At 59.6% G+C, this 16051-nt stretch carries 13 protein-coding genes, 2 tRNA genes, 2 rRNA genes and 1 pseudogene; 9 read left to right on the forward strand and 9 right to left on the reverse strand.

What is annotated here, in order from left to right; genetic code table 11:
• Positions 1-111: 111 nt before the first annotated feature.
• From AC1M7R_RS02665 to AC1M7R_RS02675, 3 genes are all read left to right on the forward strand, one after another.
• On the forward strand, positions 112-1245 hold the full coding sequence (locus AC1M7R_RS02665; protein WP_271905233.1) for a cupin-like domain-containing protein: 1134 nt from the start codon (positions 112-114) through the stop codon (positions 1243-1245).
• A 268-nt stretch (positions 1246-1513) separates the two neighbouring features.
• Positions 1514-2314, forward strand: a complete 801-nt coding sequence (locus tag AC1M7R_RS02670) for an SDR family oxidoreductase (protein ID WP_490610224.1) — start codon at positions 1514-1516, stop codon at positions 2312-2314.
• Entirely contained in the window at positions 2307-4130 is a 1824-nt protein-coding gene (locus tag AC1M7R_RS02675; RefSeq protein WP_490610225.1) for a glycoside hydrolase family 15 protein, read from the forward strand. Before AC1M7R_RS02670 ends, AC1M7R_RS02675 begins: the two co-directional genes overlap by 8 nt.
• 86 nt (positions 4131-4216) lie before the next feature.
• Here AC1M7R_RS02675 and AC1M7R_RS02680 read toward each other — a convergent pair whose 3' ends face one another.
• Positions 4217-4597, reverse strand: coding sequence for a DUF6124 family protein (locus AC1M7R_RS02680; protein WP_072392065.1), 381 nt, complete (start codon positions 4595-4597; stop codon positions 4217-4219).
• Between the two features lie 476 nt (positions 4598-5073).
• Between AC1M7R_RS02680 and AC1M7R_RS02685 the strand changes: the two genes are divergently transcribed.
• Positions 5074-5451 (forward strand): hypothetical protein, encoded by a 378-nt coding sequence (locus AC1M7R_RS02685; RefSeq protein ID WP_072392062.1) that lies wholly within the window; start codon positions 5074-5076, stop codon positions 5449-5451.
• Between the two features lie 18 nt (positions 5452-5469).
• The gene (locus AC1M7R_RS02690; RefSeq protein ID WP_072392059.1) at positions 5470-6372 is read left to right on the forward strand and encodes an alpha/beta fold hydrolase; all 903 of its coding nucleotides are present in this window, start codon (positions 5470-5472) and stop codon (positions 6370-6372) included.
• Here AC1M7R_RS02690 and AC1M7R_RS02695 read toward each other — a convergent pair.
• Complete coding sequence (locus AC1M7R_RS02695; protein WP_072392055.1) at positions 6341-7333, reverse strand: GlxA family transcriptional regulator; 993 nt, start codon at positions 7331-7333, stop codon at positions 6341-6343. The genes AC1M7R_RS02690 and AC1M7R_RS02695 overlap by 32 nt on opposite strands.
• 98 nt (positions 7334-7431) lie before the next feature.
• Here AC1M7R_RS02695 and inhA point away from each other — a divergent pair, with 98 nt between their 5' ends.
• Complete coding sequence (inhA, locus tag AC1M7R_RS02700; RefSeq protein ID WP_490610226.1) at positions 7432-8118, forward strand: isonitrile hydratase; 687 nt, start codon at positions 7432-7434, stop codon at positions 8116-8118.
• Positions 8119-8191: 73 nt separating this feature from the next.
• Here inhA and AC1M7R_RS02705 read toward each other — a convergent pair whose 3' ends face one another.
• Both AC1M7R_RS02705 and AC1M7R_RS02710 read right to left on the reverse strand, forming a co-directional pair.
• A complete protein-coding gene (locus tag AC1M7R_RS02705) occupies positions 8192-8449 on the reverse strand; it encodes an Atu4866 domain-containing protein (protein WP_072392049.1) in 258 nt (85 codons plus the stop codon).
• A gap of 28 nt (positions 8450-8477) precedes the next feature.
• Positions 8478-9215 (reverse strand): SDR family oxidoreductase, encoded by a 738-nt coding sequence (locus AC1M7R_RS02710; RefSeq protein WP_072392046.1) that lies wholly within the window; start codon positions 9213-9215, stop codon positions 8478-8480.
• A gap of 202 nt (positions 9216-9417) precedes the next feature.
• Between AC1M7R_RS02710 and AC1M7R_RS02715 the strand changes: the two genes are divergently transcribed.
• Positions 9418-10365, forward strand: a complete 948-nt coding sequence (locus AC1M7R_RS02715; protein ID WP_072392043.1) for an AraC family transcriptional regulator — start codon at positions 9418-9420, stop codon at positions 10363-10365.
• A 290-nt stretch (positions 10366-10655) separates the two neighbouring features.
• Positions 10656-10835, forward strand: a pseudogene (locus AC1M7R_RS02720) (hypothetical protein); the annotation flags it as partial.
• Positions 10836-11282: 447 nt separating this feature from the next.
• Here the strand turns inward: AC1M7R_RS02720 and AC1M7R_RS02725 are convergent.
• On the reverse strand, positions 11283-11741 hold the full coding sequence (locus tag AC1M7R_RS02725; protein ID WP_490610227.1) for an SRPBCC family protein: 459 nt from the start codon (positions 11739-11741) through the stop codon (positions 11283-11285).
• Between the two features lie 152 nt (positions 11742-11893).
• Here AC1M7R_RS02725 and AC1M7R_RS02730 point away from each other — a divergent pair, with 152 nt between their 5' ends.
• Positions 11894-12295: a lysozyme inhibitor LprI family protein gene (locus AC1M7R_RS02730; protein WP_490610228.1), complete on the forward strand. Its 402-nt coding sequence runs from the start codon at positions 11894-11896 to the stop codon at positions 12293-12295.
• A 114-nt stretch (positions 12296-12409) separates the two neighbouring features.
• Here AC1M7R_RS02730 and rrf read toward each other — a convergent pair.
• From rrf to AC1M7R_RS02750, 4 genes are all read right to left on the reverse strand, one after another.
• Positions 12410-12525 (reverse strand): 5S ribosomal RNA (gene rrf, locus AC1M7R_RS02735).
• Between the two features lie 159 nt (positions 12526-12684).
• Positions 12685-15576 (reverse strand): 23S ribosomal RNA (locus tag AC1M7R_RS02740).
• Positions 15577-15827: 251 nt separating this feature from the next.
• Positions 15828-15903, reverse strand: a tRNA-Ala gene (locus AC1M7R_RS02745).
• A gap of 27 nt (positions 15904-15930) precedes the next feature.
• Positions 15931-16007 (reverse strand) — tRNA-Ile (locus AC1M7R_RS02750).
• Positions 16008-16051 lie beyond the last annotated feature (44 nt).

A 16051-nucleotide genomic window follows, 5' to 3' on the forward strand; every position in this document is an offset into this window, starting at 1 on the left:
GGGCTTGTACGAAAAGTACAAAGCCCTGGGCGCTGGTCGGCGGTGAGGGGCTAAATTTCTGTTCCGGCCCCTCGTTACCTGCCAAGACCAAAACCCACAAGAGTGACCGCCGTGGACCTGCAAACCATCCTGGGCAAACTGTTCGCCAATGCCGGCGCCGTTGGTATCGAAGGCGTTTTCCAATTCGTGTTCGGGCCTCATCAGGCGTACTGGTCCGAGGTCAAGGCCAGCAGTCGCACCCAGGCCGGCCACCACGCCAGTCCCGACGTGACCATCGAGGTCGCGGAAAAAGACTTCCTCGGGATCATGGCCGGCATGGCCAATGTCGAGGAGCTGTTCGCCAGCGGCCGCCTGAAGATCGGCGGCAACATGGGCCTGGCGACCCTGCTGCCGCAGATCATCGACCATGCCCGGCATGGGGGTGGCGTGGTAGAAAAAGTCGACATGAACAAGCGCTACCCCACCCCACCGCGCTTCAGCGAAAAACTCACCGCCAGCCTGCCCACCCAACGCACCGTGGAGCGGCGCCCGCGCAGCGATCTGTCGGTGCAGGAGTTCCAGTCGCGCTACCTGCCCCACGGCATCCCGGTGGTCATCAGCGATGCGTTACGGGACTGGCCGCTGTTCAAGCTCAGCCGCGAAGAGTCCCTGGTGCACTTCGCCGAGCTGCAAGGCATCACCCGCCACGGCGACTACGTGAAGAAAACCTTTTCCACCGAACGGGACTTTCGCTCCACCTCCATGGCCGATTTCATTGCCTCCCTGGACAACCCGGCCCCCAGGAGCGCCGACGGCGAACCGCCGGCCTACATGGGCAACAACATCCTGCCGGCGCAACTGATGGAGCAGATCAAGTACCCGCCCTACTTCGATTCGTCGCTGTTCATCCCGCCGCGCATCTGGATCGGCCCCAAGGGCACCCTGACGCCCCTGCACCGGGACGACACCGACAACCTGTTCGCCCAGGTCTGGGGCCGCAAGCGCTTCGTCCTCGCCGCCCCCCACCATCGCGAGGCCCTGGGCACCTGGTCGACGGCTCCCCAGGGCGGCCTGGACGGCTGTGACTTCAACCCGGATGCGCCAGACTACCAACGTTTTCCCGCCGCCCGGGACGTGACGTTCATGCGGATTACCCTGGAGGCCGGGGACCTGCTGTTCCTGCCCGAGGGCTGGTTCCACCAGGTGGAGTCGGTGTCTACCTCACTGTCGGTGAACTTCTGGGTGAACTCCGGAAGGGGCTGGTAAGGCCGAAGTTGAACACCGTCCTGTGGCGAGGGGATTTATCCCCGTTGGGCTGCCTAGCAGCCCCAGGATCTCCAATCCGACTCTTGCTGATACACCGAGTTGGCTGGTTTTAGGGCCGCTTCGCAAGCCCAGCGGGAATAAATCCCCTCGCCCCCCATTCTTCCGCTCATCAGTGTTTCACGTCATCGTGAAGATCGCGTCACCCAAGTGAACTCTGCACTCCTCCCGTCAGTCAGCAGGTAAGGCCCTCACTTCAAGGTGCTAGACCATGCAGATATCCCTCGCCCGACAAGTCGCCCTCGTCACCGGCGCCAGCTCCGGCATCGGCGCAGGTTCGGCCAGGGCCTTGGCGGCGGCCGGTGCCGCCGTGGTGCTCAATTATCATTCCAGTGCGGGAGCGGCCAGGGAACTGGCCGAGGAAATCAACGACAGCGGCGGTCGTGCCATCGCCCTCGGCGCCGACGTGGCGAAAGAGGACCAGGTCGAACGGCTGTTCGCCCAGGCCCTGGAGACGTTCGGTGCCCTGGACATCCTGGTCGCCAATTCCGGCCTGCAGAAAGATGCCGCCGCCGTCGACATGAGCCTTGAGGACTGGAACACCGTGATCGGTGTCAACCTCACCGGCCAGTTCCTCTGCGCCCGCGCCGCCCTGAGGATTTTCAACCGCCAGGGCATTCGCCAGGGCGTGTCCCGCGCCGCCGGCAAGATAATCCACATGAGTTCGGTGCATCAGCGCATCCCCTGGGCCGGGCACGTCAATTACGCAGCCTCCAAGGGCGGCATCGATCAATTGATGCAGACCCTGGCCCAGGAAACCAGCCACCAGCGCATCCGCATCAACGGCATTGCTCCCGGCGCCATCCGCACGGCCATCAACCGTGAAGCCACCGAGGGTGAACAGGAGCAAAGGCTGCTGGAGCTGATTCCCTATGGACGCGTCGGCGAAGTGGACGACGTGGCCAACGCGGTGGTCTGGCTGGCGTCGGACCTGTCCGATTACGTGGTGGGTACCACATTGTTCATCGATGGCGGGATGAGCCTTTATCCGGGGTTCCGTGACAATGGCTGAGTATGACGAACCCCAGAGCCCCATCGAGAATCACGGCATCATCGGCGACATGCGCACCGCCGCGCTGGTCAATGACCGAGGCAGCGTCGATTTTTTCTGTTGGCCGGAATTCGACAGCCCGTCGATCTTCTGCTCGCTGCTGGACACGCCCCAGGCCGGCATCTTCCAGCTCGCTCCGGACCTGCCCCAGGCGCGTCGACAACAGATCTACCTGCCCGACACCAATGTGCTGCAGACCCGTTGGCTGAGCGACGGCGTGGTGGTGGAGATCACCGACGTGCTGCCCATCGCAGACAGCGAAGACGATCTGCCGGTGCTGATGCGCAAGGTCCATATGGCGGTGGGCCGCGCGACGTTTCGCATGCGCTGCGCGGTGCGCCACGACTATGCCCGGGCCGCTACCGAGGCACGCCAGGACGGCCCCCATATCTGTTTCGAGGCGCCGGGACAACCGAGCCTGCGCCTGTGTTCGGACCAGGCCATGGCCCTGGATGGCAACGCAGCGGTGGCCGGGTTCACCCTGCAGGAAGGCCAGAGCGCCGAATTCCTGCTGGGGGGCATCGACGACCCCAGGCTCACCGACGACGTCAGCGCACTGTGCCTGGAACGGACCCTGGCGTTCTGGCGCAGCTGGATCGGCCAATCCAACTATCGAGGGCGCTGGCGAGAGATGGTCAACCGCTCGGCCCTCACCCTCAAGTTGCTGACCTCGCGCAAACATGGCGCCATCCTGGCCGCCGCCACTTTCGGGCTGCCGGAAAGCCGGGGCGGCGAGCGCAATTGGGATTACCGTTACACCTGGATCCGCGACGCCTCGTTCACGGTCTATGCGTTCATGCGCCTGGGCTTCGTCGAAGAAGCCAATGCCTACATGCGTTTCCTGCGAAACCGGGTCAGCGACTGCTGCGAGCAACCGACCAAACTCAACATCCTCTACGGCCTCGACGGCCGGCAGGAACTGCCGGAAAGCGAACTGCCGCACCTGAGCGGCTTCGGCCAGGCGCAACCGGTGCGCATTGGCAACCTCGCCTACCAGCAAGTGCAATTGGATATCTTTGGCGAGCTGATGGATGCGGTGTACCTGGTCAACAAATACGGCGAGGCCATTTCCCATGAAGGTTGGAAACACACCGTCGACGTGATCGACCAGGTGTGCAGCATCTGGCAGGAAAAGGACGTAGGCATCTGGGAGATGCGCGGCGACAAGCAGCATTTCCTGCACTCGCGGCTGATGTGCTGGGTGGCCGTCGACCGCGGCATCCGCCTGGCGGTCAAGCGTTCCCTGCCTGCGCCATTCAGCCGCTGGGACGAGACTCGCCAAGCCATCTACCAGGACATCTGGACGCATTTCTGGGACGACGAGCGCCAGCATTTCGTCCAGCGCCTGGGCAGCACGGCGGTCGATGGTTCAATGCTGCTGATGCCACTGGTGCGTTTCGTCAGCGCCCGCGATCCGCGCTGGCTCGCCACCCTGGACGCCATCGAAAAACACCTGGTGCGCGATGGCATGGTGTATCGCTACCGCAACGACGACCAGCCGATCGACGGTCTCAGCGGCAGCGAAGGTTCATTCGTCGCGTGCTCGTTCTGGTACGTCGAATGCCTGGCCCGCGCCGGCCGCCTGGAAAAAGCCCAGCTGGAATTCGAACAACTGCTGCGCTACGCCAACCCGCTGGGGCTGTACGCCGAGGAGTTCGACAGCCATGGCTATCACCTGGGCAACACACCCCAGGCCCTGAGCCACCTGGCGCTGATCAGCGCGGCCAGTTTCCTGGATCGCCAGTTGAGCGGCGAGAAGCACCACTGGCAGCCGTGAGCGAGGTCGCCAGCACTTTCAAAGTGAGCACACTGTGGCGAGGGGATTCATCCCCTCGCCACAGATCAAGCCCCTTTGTCACAAGACTACGGCGCCAACTGGCTTGTTGGCTCAGCCAATTCGATGTCATCCAGCGCTCGGTCGGCCAGCAATGCACCCAGTTCGATCAATTGCTGAATGCCCAGCGCCACATGCCGCCGAGAGCCCTCCAGCTCGAACGCCAGGTCGCTGACCATGGCATTGGCCGAGGCCAGGGTTTCGCTGAGGCTGGTCAGGACCGATTCGGTGTTGATGCCTGGAACCACCGAAAAGACGCGGCCGTCCTGGGTGTCGGGCTTGGCTGGCGTCGGGGTGGACAGATGGATATTCAGCGCCCGGTCGGCCGCTTCGCGGAGTTTTCTTGAATCGAGGGTGGTGTAGGAAGAGAGGTTTTCGGCGCGTGGGGGGTTGGGGGTGATCTTGACCATGACATAAAGCTCCATTCAAAAGTGGAGTTCGCCATTCCGCGACCAAGCAGAGGGGTGGCGAACTGTGCGCAGGTTGGTCGACCAGGGAATGGAAACCCGGCAGGGCCCGAAGCCCTCCCACGCACAGCCGGCCATAAAGCAGGCAGCCGCTCGCGCGGCATTGTGCGCCATTCTAAACCCGGGCGACCAAGCCCGGTCGCTGATTTTGCAGCGACCGATCAAGCCTATCCCCGCCTCTTCCGAACCGACAACCGCCGCGACTCGTCAGAAAATTCCGGTTCACCTATTTTTTTGTAGGAACACCACACCATTGTGGCGAGGGGATAAATCCCCTCGCCACAAAAGCGATCACCGCCACTTTCCCATTTATCGCCACTGCCCGTTAGAAGTTGCCAGCCCGGAAAACCCCTCCTAAGATCGATGCACTCACGGGTGCAGCGGAGCTGCCCGATAAAAGCCCGACTCAAGGACCTGACATGACTCATATCAAACGCCCCATCACGACCCCACTCCGAACAGGCCTGACCCGGGAGGATCTCTGGGAAAGCCATGACCGGGGCTTGATCAAGTGCTGGGAAATCGGCCGCGACCGCGCGTCGAAGTTTCCGGAACTGGCGCAACGTTGCCTGGCCGGTGAGTTGCCGGTGCTGGGCTGGAAAGGCGGGGTCAGCCGCAGCTTGAAGAAGAACGAAAAATTCGGCTGCCTCAAATACCTCGCCCAATGGCAAGGGCTGCGCGGTGAAGACCTGGACATCGACCTGTCCCAGGAACGCACCCTGACCTGCTCCAGCACGAAGATGAACGTGACGTTCACGCCGGATCGGGCCAAATATGTGAATCAGGAGCCCGCCTGAACACAACCGGAGGCCACCATGCACCAGGAACCCAAGGTCGATTTCGCGGTGACGCCGCTGTTGCGCATCGCCTATGAAGAGCATGGCCCAGCCACTGGGGAGCCGGTGATCCTGTTGCACGGTTTTCCCTACGACCCCAGGGCCTTCGATGAAGTCGCCCCGGTGCTCGCCGGTCGCGGTTACCGGGTCATCGTGCCCTATCTGCGCGGCTACGGCCCGACCCGGTTCAACAACCCCGCCATCATCCGTTCCGGCCAGCAAGCGGCGCTGGCCCAGGACCTGCTGGACCTGATGCACGTGCTCCATATTCCCCAAGCGGCACTGTGCGGCTACGACTGGGGCGGCCGGGCGGCATGTATCGTGGCGGCGTTGTGGCCCGAGCGTGTGCGCTGCCTGGTCACCGGGGACGGCTACAATCTGCAGGACATCCCTAGATCGACCCAGCCGCTGGACCCGGCCACCGAACATCGCCTGTGGTACCAGTACTACTTCCACACGCCCCGCGGCGTCGAAGGCCTGACGCAGAATCGACGTGAACTGTGCGCGTTGCTCTGGCGCCTGTGGTCGCCAACCTGGAAGCGCGGCGCCGAGCTGTACCCGCTGAGCGCACCGTCCTTCGACAACCCGGACTTCGTCGACGTGGTGATCCATTCCTATCGGCATCGTTTCATGTATGCACCGGGGGATCCGACCCTGGAAGGGATCGAGGAACAGCTGGCGGCGCAACCGGCCATCCGCGTGCCGAGCATTTCCCTGTGCGGTGCCGACGACGGCGTGGGGCCGGCCCCCGAGCTGGACGAGGACGCCGGACACTTCACCGGTTTCTATGAACGCCGAGTGCTGGCCGGCGTTGGCCACAACATTCCCCAGGAAGCACCCGAAGCCACTGTCAAGGCGCTGCTGGATCTGCTTGAAGGCTGACCGCGAAACGCTCGCGGTACGCCTGGGGCGTCACGCCCATGGCCCGCAGGAAACCGCGTCGCAGGGTTTCCTCGCTGCCAAAGCCGCATTGCGCCGCCACCCGCTTGATCGGCACGACGGTGTCGGCCAGTAGCCGGCGGGCGGTCTCCACGCGGATCAGCTCCACCGCCCGCGCCGGTGTCTGGCCAGTCTCGGCGCGATAGTGACGCACGAAGCTGCGTTCGCTCATGCCTGCCTGAGCGGCCAGGTTGGGCAGGCCAAGGTCGCAGGAAAGGTTTTCGGCGATCCAGGCATGCAATTCATCGAAACGACCACCCTGGTTCTGTAGCGACAAGGTCACGCTGAACTGCGACTGCCCACCCGGCCGCTTGAGAAACACCACCAGTTGCCGGGCGACCTCCAGGGCCACGGCACGTCCCAGGTCGTCCTCCACGAGCGCCAGGGCCAGATCGATGCCAGCCGTGACCCCCGCCGAGGTCCAGACCGGACCGTCGTTGATGAAAATCGGGTTGGGTTCGACCCGCAATTTCGGATGCTGCTCGGCCAACTGCTCGCAGCGTGTCCAGTGCGTGACCACCCGCCGGCCGTCCAGCCAGCCGCTGGCAGCCAGCAGGAACGCGCCGGTGCATACCGACGCCACCCGCCGCGAACGCAGGCCATGATTCTTGACCCAGGCCACCAGCGCAGGGTCCTTCGCCGCCTCGTACACGCCCCAGCCACCCGCGATAAGCAGGGTGTCGCTGCCCTCATCGGGCAACGGCTCGGCCAGCAACGCCAGGCCCGCCGACGACACCACCGCCCCGCCACCGGCCGCCACCACCGTCGGCGCATACGGCAACGGCAAGCCACGCTGGCGGGCCAGGTCGTTGGCCGAGGCGAACACTTGCAAGGGCCCGGTGACATCCAGCACCTGCACATTGGCGAAGGCCAGTACATGAACGGTTTTCGGTGAATGGGACATATTGGCGTAATTCGTGGGGTGATTGGCGTATACGCCAGAGCCTACGGACCTAAAGTAGAACCGTCCACCCCCGGGCACCCTGACAAGGAGAAAGCGACATGACACTGCAGATCGGCTTGCTGTTGTTCCCCCAAGTCCAGCAACTGGACCTGACCGGCCCTTATGACGTGCTGGCCTCGTTGCCGGATGTGAAAGTGCATCTGATCTGGAAAGACCTGGCGCCTGTCACCTCCAGCACCGGGCTGGTACTGTCGCCCACCACCACGTTCGAGGAATGCCCGAATCTGGACGTCATCTGTGTCCCTGGTGGCAGTGGTGTCGGCCCGTTGATGGAAGACGAACAGACGCTGGCCTTCATCAAGCGCCAGGCCAGCCAAGCGCAGTACATCACCTCGGTGTGCACCGGCGCACTGGTGCTGGGTGCGGCGGGACTGCTGCGAGGGAAGCGGGCTACCACCCACTGGGCCTACCACAACTTGCTGTCGCCCCTGGGTGCGATCCCGATCAAGGAGCGCGTGGTACGAGACGACAAGCTCATCACCGGCGGTGGTATTACCGCCGGGATCGACTTTGCCTTGACTCTGGCGGCCGAGCTGTTCGACCAGGACACCGCCGAGCTGGTCCAGCTTCAACTCGAATACGCCCCTGCCCCACCGTTCGACGCAGGCCACCCGGACACCGCACCCGCGCAAGTGCTGGAAGAGGCCAATCGGCGCGCGGCGGAGTCGTTCCGGGTGCGCTCGCAGATCACCCAACGTGCCGCGGCGCGAATGACGGTGGCTTGACGGTCAATCCCCAGTCGGCATGAGACCGGCGGCGAGGGGGGTATCCCGCTCGCCGCCGGTTTCAACGAGTACGTCATTCTTCCTGGCGATACAGGACCATACCCGCGTGATAGAGCACACCTTCGCGAAAATCCCCATCGGCGGTGAAACCGGTGTCGTCGTGATATTCGATGTGGTCGCCCTGCAGCCAGTAGTCGCCTTGATAGGCGCTTTCACGTGTACCGCGTGCTTCGTCATAACGCCCCCCCGGCAGCAGCCGATGGCGGATCACGCCATCGGCCGTCACCCACAGGCCGACGAATTTGTCCTGGTCTCCAAATGCCTTTCTCATAGGAACGTCTCCTGTCGGTCGAGTCGGTTCAGAACGGACTGGCGGTTGGCCGCACCACCAGCTCGCTGACGTCCACATCTGCCGGTTGCTCGATGGCGTAGGCGATCGCCCGGGCAATCGCCTCGGCGGGGATCGCGATCCTGCGGAACTCGCGCATCTCGGCACGTCCACCTTCATCGGAAATGCTCTCGGCCAATTCCGACTCGGTCACGCCAGGGGAAATGACCGTGACTCGCACATCACCGCCGACCTCCTGCCGCAGCCCCTCGGAAATGGCCCGCACGGCAAACTTGGTGGCGCAATACACCGCGGCGGTCGGGCTGACGGTGTAGGCCCCGATGGATGCGATGTTGATGAACTGGCCGCTGCGCTGACGCTGCATCAAGGGCAAGCCGGCCGCGATGCCATGGAGCACGCCACGGATGTTGACATCGATCATGCGATCCCATTCCTCGACTTTCAGCGCCTCGAGCTTGGAGAGCGGCATGACTCCGGCGTTGTTGATGATCACGTCGACCCGGCCGAAACGCTCGACCGCGAAGTCAATCAAATCCTGGACATCGTCGCGGCGGGTCACGTCCACCGCTTTGCAGACGGCCTGCTGGCCTTTTGTTTCGAGCTCCTGGACCAGCGCCTGCAAACGGTCGACGCGACGTGCACCGAGTACTACGCGGGCGCCTCGTGCCGCCAGCAGACGTGCCGCGGCTTCACCAATCCCGCTGCTGGCACCTGTGATCACCACTACTTTGTTCTGGATATCGGACATGATGGTTTCCTCGTCTGGATGTGTTGGCCCCCGGTGGGAGCGTTTCGACAGGTCCAGATTAGGGAAGCAGCCGATCTCAGGGTTAGCCGGATCCTCCTGCGCACTTGCACGATCCTGTAGCGATAAAACCGACTCTGGTCGCCGGCCGCGCAATCGGCTTTACTAGCGCGATCCATTCATTTGGCCAGGGAGATTGATCGGCATGTCGGTATCCACCTCCATACAGATTGCGCCAGACGACGGCGTCAACCAGCGCCGCGCAGAGCTGGCGGAGCTGATGAAACGTTACGCACCGGAAAATGGGGTCTTCCCCACGGCCATCGAACCCTTGCACCTGATTCGTAGCGACCAGCCGACCGATGCCCTGCATCTCGTGCACAAGCCGGGCCTTTGCGTGATCATCGAAGGACGCAAGGAAGTACGGCTGGCGGATGAATGCTACGTATATGACCCGCTCAATTACCTGGTGGTCTCGGTCACGCTGCCACTGGCCGGCCAGGTCATCGAAGCCAGCCCCGAGCGACCTTATATGTGCATTCGCCTGGACATCGATCCGGCACAGATCTGCCGCCTGATCGCCGACGCCAGCCCCATCGGCGTACCGGCCCAACGGAGCGGGCGTGGATTGTTCCTGGACCGCATCGACGCGCCGCTGCTCGATGCCGTATTGCGACTGTTGCGACTGCTGGAGAGCCCGGACGACATCGCCACCCTGGCTCCTCTGGCCCAGCAGGAGATCTTCTACCGTCTGCTGCGTGGTGCCCAAGGCCAGCGCTTGCATGAAATTGCCATACCAGACACCCAGGCCCACCGCATCAGCCGCGCTATCGAGTGGCTCAATACCCATTATGCCGAGCCGCTGAGCATCGACAGCCTTGCACAGATGATCAACCTCAGCCCTTCTGCGTTGCATCACCGATTCAAGGCCGTGACCGCCATGAGTCCATTGCAGTATCAAAAGCAGCTGCGCCTGCAGGAAGCCCGACGGTTACTGCTTTCCGAGAACAGCGATGTTTCGTCAATCGGCTACAAGATGGGTTACGAAAGCCCTTCGCAGTTCAGCCGCGAATACAGCCGTCTATTTGGCGCATCTCCGAGCAAGGACATCGCCCGTCTACGTGCCCAGGCGCTGCAAGCCAACACTGCCTGATCCTGCACACAAACAGGATCAGGCAAAACCGGGGCAGTATTCGTCTAACGACCGCACCCATCGCGCCCCTAATCTGAACCCATGCAGCAAGACAACCGTCACGCTGCAACGGGTTCAGCAGATCACGATATCTGAACGACCCGGCACTCAACCTTTGATATGACCGGAGTCTTACCATGAAAACTTTCAACACCCTGATCGCCGCTACTACCTTCGTCCTGAGCGCCAGTGCCTTTGCCCTGCCGAGCCAGCAAGAAGACCGTTTCTTCACCCAGGCCTCGGATTACCAACAGACGATGGCCGCTGATGGCGCGGAGCGGACCCCTGGTGGCCAGGCCCTCGCCGCTGATGGCGCGGATCGGACTCCCGGCGGCCAGGCCCTCGCCGCTGATGGCGCGGATCGGACCCCCGGCGGCCAGGCCCTCGCCGCTGATGGCGCGGATCGGACCATGGGTCAGCGCCTGGCATGATGGGGCCACTTTTACTCAGGCGAAAAAAAACCCGCCGAAGCGGGTTTTTGAGGACCAATTTGACTCCTTGTCTGGCATTCCATGCCTGGTCCCATCATCCATGACCCCAAGCACTCCCTGTACTCAGTGGATGGACACAGATTAGGCCCATCGCTGATTTGGCAAAAGACGAGAAAGTAGCACCGATGTGTAAGCCTTTCGCTATACCGCTCAGCACAGTTTTTTATGGGCAAAAAAAAACCCGCCTAGGCGGGTTTTTTCCAAGACCATTACGACTCCCTGTCGATAGCCATCCTGGCATGGTCGATCGTCCCTGATCCTGAGCACTCCCTGTGCTTCAGTGGATGAGTACAGATTACGCGTCGGATCCAAAACGAAACAGACGACATAACTACCATTTCGTGTAGGACATTCGCCATAGCCACCTTCCGTAAACCCTTAGGTAACTCAGGTATTGTTCAGGAACTCTTCGATATTGGCCATTTGTTCGTCCCAGCCACGGCTGTCCATGCGAAAAGCCTTGAGTCGACGAGCTTCGGGAATACCACTGAACCCCGACTCCACCACCTTCAGCAAGGTTCCACCGTCCATATCCTCCAGCTCGAATTGAACACGCGTTTCGGGTTCTTGGGAGTAATCGACCTCGGGCTCAATGGCGTAGGGGTGCCACCGAAAGGAGAAGAATCGCTCGGGCTCGACCCGCTCCACCGCCACATCCCAGGTAAGGTGCTCATAACCGGGATAAGTGATCCTTCCTTGGGTACGCTCACCTGCCACAAACCGTTTGCCCTCCAGGGCTACGCCAAACCACTGCCCGAAAGTTTCGGCATTGGCCAGGGCCCGCCAAACCTGGGAGCGCGGCGCCTTGAGCAGGATCTTTCTTTCGATGCGATCGGATAGATGCATGGGTCACCTCCTGTGTTCAACAGTAGGCCTGTAAGACCACGAGGCCAACCGGAAAGTTGTATCTGTCTGCGGTTTGACAGTGCGACGGCGTTAAAACGCCTGGGGCGAGGTAAACTCCCCCGGCATTTTTTACCTTCAAGGAGAGATTGATCATGTCCTCACGCTTGCTGCTGGCCCTGGCACCGCTGATTCTTGCCAGCGTTGCCCAAGCCGATGATTGCACCAACGCCATCACCCAAGGTGAAATGAATCAATGTGCGGCCCAGGAAAAGAAGGCCGCCGATGACGAACTGAATCGCCTGTACAAGCAAATCACAGCACGCCTGAAGGACAACCCAGAGGCCAAGCAACTGCTGATCAAGGCACAACGGGCCTGGATCGGCTTCCGTGATGCTGAATGCAATTTCTCAGCGTCCGGGGTCGAGGGTGGCAGTGTTTATCCACTCATTTACGGCAATTGCGTCACCGCCTTGACCAAAGCACGCGTCGAGACCTTCAAGACCTACCTCAAATGCAAGGAAGGTGATCTGAGCTGCCCCGTGCCTGAGGCATGACTGACCTGATGCAAAAAGGATGAGCTTTCAGCGCATCCTTTTTCTGCACAGGTGATTCAGACCAGAAAAACAAAACCCCTACCTGCATCAGCAGATAGGGGTTTCGGAATTTAATCTTGACGATGACCTACTCTCACATGGGGAAACCCCACACTACCATCGGCGATGCATCGTTTCACTTCTGAGTTCGGGATGGGATCAGGTGGTTCCAACGCTCTATGGTCGTCAAGAAATTCGGTAGCCAGCGCGTGCCTTGCGGTCACGTTCCAGCGAATGGGTATGCGATAGTTTGTGTGTTGCCTGCAAGCACGTTCGAACTTTCGGTTCGTTTCGTCTTCACAACACCGCAATCTGGCCTCTGTCGAGTCGACAGATTGCTTGGGTGTTATATGGTCAAGCCTCACGGGCAATTAGTACAGGTTAGCTCAACGCCTCACAGCGCTTACACACCCTGCCTATCAACGTCGTAGTCTTCGACGGCCCTTCAGGGAGCTCAAGGCTCCAGTGAGATCTCATCTTGAGGCAAGTTTCCCGCTTAGATGCTTTCAGCGGTTATCTTTTCCGAACATAGCTACCCGGCAATGCCACTGGCGTGACAACCGGAACACCAGAGGTTCGTCCACTCCGGTCCTCTCGTACTAGGAGCAGCCCCTCTCAAATCTCAAACGTCCACGGCAGATAGGGACCGAACTGTCTCACGACGTTCTAAACCCAGCTCGCGTACCACTTTAAATGGCGAACAGCCATACCCTTGGGACCGGCTTCAGCCCCAGGATGTGATGAGCCGACATCGAGGTGCCAAACACCGCCGTCGATATGAACTCTTGGGCGGTATCAGCCTGTTATCCCCGGAGTACCTTTTATCCGTTGAGCGATGGCCCTTCCATACAGAACCACCGGATCACTAAGACCTACTTTCGTACCTGCTCGACGTGTCTGTCTCGCAGTCAAGCGCGCTTTTGCCTTTATACTCTACGACCGATTTCCGACCGGTCTGAGCGCACCTTCGTACTCCTCCGTTACTCTTTAGGAGGAGACCGCCCCAGTCAAACTACCCACCATACACTGTCCTCGATCCGGATAACGGACCTGAGTTAGAACCTCAAAGTTGCCAGGGTGGTATTTCAAGGATGGCTCCACGCAGACTGGCGTCCACGCTTCAAAGCCTCCCACCTATCCTACACAAGCAAATTCAAAGTCCAGTGCAAAGCTATAGTAAAGGTTCACGGGGTCTTTCCGTCTAGCCGCGGATACACTGCATCTTCACAGCGATTTCAATTTCACTGAGTCTCGGGTGGAGACAGCGCCGCCATCGTTACGCCATTCGTGCAGGTCGGAACTTACCCGACAAGGAATTTCGCTACCTTAGGACCGTTATAGTTACGGCCGCCGTTTACCGGGGCTTCGATCAAGAGCTTCGCGTTAGCTAACCCCATCAATTAACCTTCCGGCACCGGGCAGGCGTCACACCCTATACGTCCACTTTCGTGTTTGCAGAGTGCTGTGTTTTTAATAAACAGTCGCAGCGGCCTGGTATCTTCGACCGGCGTGGGCTTACGCAGCAAGTGCTTCACCCTCACCGGCGCACCTTCTCCCGAAGTTACGGTGCCATTTTGCCTAGTTCCTTCACCCGAGTTCTCTCAAGCGCCTTGGTATTCTCTACCCAACCACCTGTGTCGGTTTGGGGTACGGTTCCTGGTTATCTGAAGCTTAGAAGCTTTTCTTGGAAGCATGGCATCAACCACTTCGTCACCCAGAGGGTAACTCGTCATCAGCTCTCGGCCTTGAAACCCCGGATTTACCTAAGATTTCAGCCTACCACCTTAAACTTGGACAACCAACGCCAAGCTGGCCTAGCCTTCTCCGTCCCTCCATCGCAATAACCAGAAGTACAGGAATATTAACCTGTTTTCCATCGACTACGCTTTTCAGCCTCGCCTTAGGGACCGACTAACCCTGCGTCGATTAACGTTGCGCAGGAAACCTTGGTCTTTCGGCGTGGGTGTTTTTCACACCCATTGTCGTTACTCATGTCAGCATTCGCACTTCTGATACCTCCAGCAAGCTTCTCAACTCACCTTCACAGGCTTACAGAACGCTCCTCTACCGCATCACTTACGTGATACCCGTAGCTTCGGTGTATGGTTTGAGCCCCGTTACATCTTCCGCGCAGGCCGACTCGACTAGTGAGCTATTACGCTTTCTTTAAAGGGTGGCTGCTTCTAAGCCAACCTCCTAGCTGTCTAAGCCTTCCCACATCGTTTCCCACTTAACCATAACTTTGGGACCTTAGCTGACGGTCTGGGTTGTTTCCCTTTTCACGACGGACGTTAGCACCCGCCGTGTGTCTCCCATGCTCGGCACTTGTAGGTATTCGGAGTTTGCATCGGTTTGGTAAGTCGGGATGACCCCCTAGCCGAAACAGTGCTCTACCCCCTACAGTGATACATGAGGCGCTACCTAAATAGCTTTCGAGGAGAACCAGCTATCTCCGAGCTTGATTAGCCTTTCACTCCGATCCACAGGTCATCCGCTAACTTTTCAACGGTAGTCGGTTCGGTCCTCCAGTCAGTGTTACCTAACCTTCAACCTGCCCATGGATAGATCGCCCGGTTTCGGGTCTATTCCCAGCGACTAGACGCCCTATTAAGACTCGCTTTCGCTACGCCTCCCCTATTCGGTTAAGCTCGCCACTGAAAATAAGTCGCTGACCCATTATACAAAAGGTACGCAGTCACCCAACAAAGTGGGCTCCCACTGCTTGTACGCATACGGTTTCAGGATCTATTTCACTCCCCTCTCCGGGGTTCTTTTCGCCTTTCCCTCACGGTACTAGTTCACTATCGGTCAGTCAGTAGTATTTAGCCTTGGAGGATGGTCCCCCCATATTCAGACAAAGTTTCTCGTGCTCCGTCCTACTCGATTTCACTTCTAAGATCCTTTCGCGTACAGGGCTATCACCCACTATGGCCGCACTTTCCAGAGCGTTCCGCTAAAATCAAAGAAGCTTAAGGGCTAGTCCCCGTTCGCTCGCCACTACTAAGGGAATCTCGGTTGATTTCTTTTCCTCAGGGTACTTAGATGTTTCAGTTCCCCTGGTTCGCCTCTTGCACCTATGTATTCAGTGCAAGATAACCATCTTGTGATGGCTGGGTTCCCCCATTCAGACATCTCCGGATCACAGTCTGTTTGCCGACTCCCCGAAGCTTTTCGCAGGCTACCACGTCTTTCATCGCCTCTGACTGCCAAGGCATCCACCGTATGCGCTTCTTCACTTGACCATATAACCCCAAGCAATCTGGTTATACTGTGAAGACGACATTCGCCGAAAATTCGTACGCTTGCTCTACGAGCAACTCACAAATTTTACCTTAGCCTGAACCGTTACCAGTGAAAGTAACGTCCAGTCTATCTTTCTATCACATACCCAAATTTTTAAAGAACGATCTAATCAAAAGACTAGAAATCAACATTCATCACCGTTCGGTGGAATGCTCATTTCTAAGCTTTAAACGTTGGTGCCAATCGGTAATGGTGGAGCCAAGCGGGATCGAACCGCTGACCTCCTGCGTGCAAGGCAGGCGCTCTCCCAGCTGAGCTATGGCCCCGTATCGCTACAGGGTACACCATGAAATTGGTGGGTCTGGGCAGATTCGAACTGCCGACCTCACCCTTATCAGGGGTGCGCTCTAACCAACTGAGCTACAGACCCAATCGTCTTCTTCAATGAATCAAGCAATTCGTGTGGGAGCTCAT

It is taken from the genome of Pseudomonas sp. MS01C9 (genome assembly GCF_058202755.1).

Coding starts and splice junctions, on each gene's coding strand:
- AC1M7R_RS02670 (WP_490610224.1), top strand. CDS start 1,514: ATGCAGATATCCCTCGCCCGACAAGTCGCCCTCGTCACCGGCGCCAGC.
- AC1M7R_RS02675 (WP_490610225.1), top strand. CDS start 2,307: ATGGCTGAGTATGACGAACCCCAGAGCCCCATCGAGAATCACGGCATC.
- AC1M7R_RS02680 (WP_072392065.1), bottom strand. CDS start 4,597: ATGGTCAAGATCACCCCCAACCCCCCACGCGCCGAAAACCTCTCTTCC.
- AC1M7R_RS02685 (WP_072392062.1), top strand. CDS start 5,074: ATGACTCATATCAAACGCCCCATCACGACCCCACTCCGAACAGGCCTG.
- AC1M7R_RS02690 (WP_072392059.1), top strand. CDS start 5,470: ATGCACCAGGAACCCAAGGTCGATTTCGCGGTGACGCCGCTGTTGCGC.
- AC1M7R_RS02695 (WP_072392055.1), bottom strand. CDS start 7,333: ATGTCCCATTCACCGAAAACCGTTCATGTACTGGCCTTCGCCAATGTG.
- inhA (WP_490610226.1), top strand. CDS start 7,432: ATGACACTGCAGATCGGCTTGCTGTTGTTCCCCCAAGTCCAGCAACTG.
- AC1M7R_RS02705 (WP_072392049.1), bottom strand. CDS start 8,449: ATGAGAAAGGCATTTGGAGACCAGGACAAATTCGTCGGCCTGTGGGTG.
- AC1M7R_RS02710 (WP_072392046.1), bottom strand. CDS start 9,215: ATGTCCGATATCCAGAACAAAGTAGTGGTGATCACAGGTGCCAGCAGC.
- AC1M7R_RS02715 (WP_072392043.1), top strand. CDS start 9,418: ATGTCGGTATCCACCTCCATACAGATTGCGCCAGACGACGGCGTCAAC.
- AC1M7R_RS02725 (WP_490610227.1), bottom strand. CDS start 11,741: ATGCATCTATCCGATCGCATCGAAAGAAAGATCCTGCTCAAGGCGCCG.
- AC1M7R_RS02730 (WP_490610228.1), top strand. CDS start 11,894: ATGTCCTCACGCTTGCTGCTGGCCCTGGCACCGCTGATTCTTGCCAGC.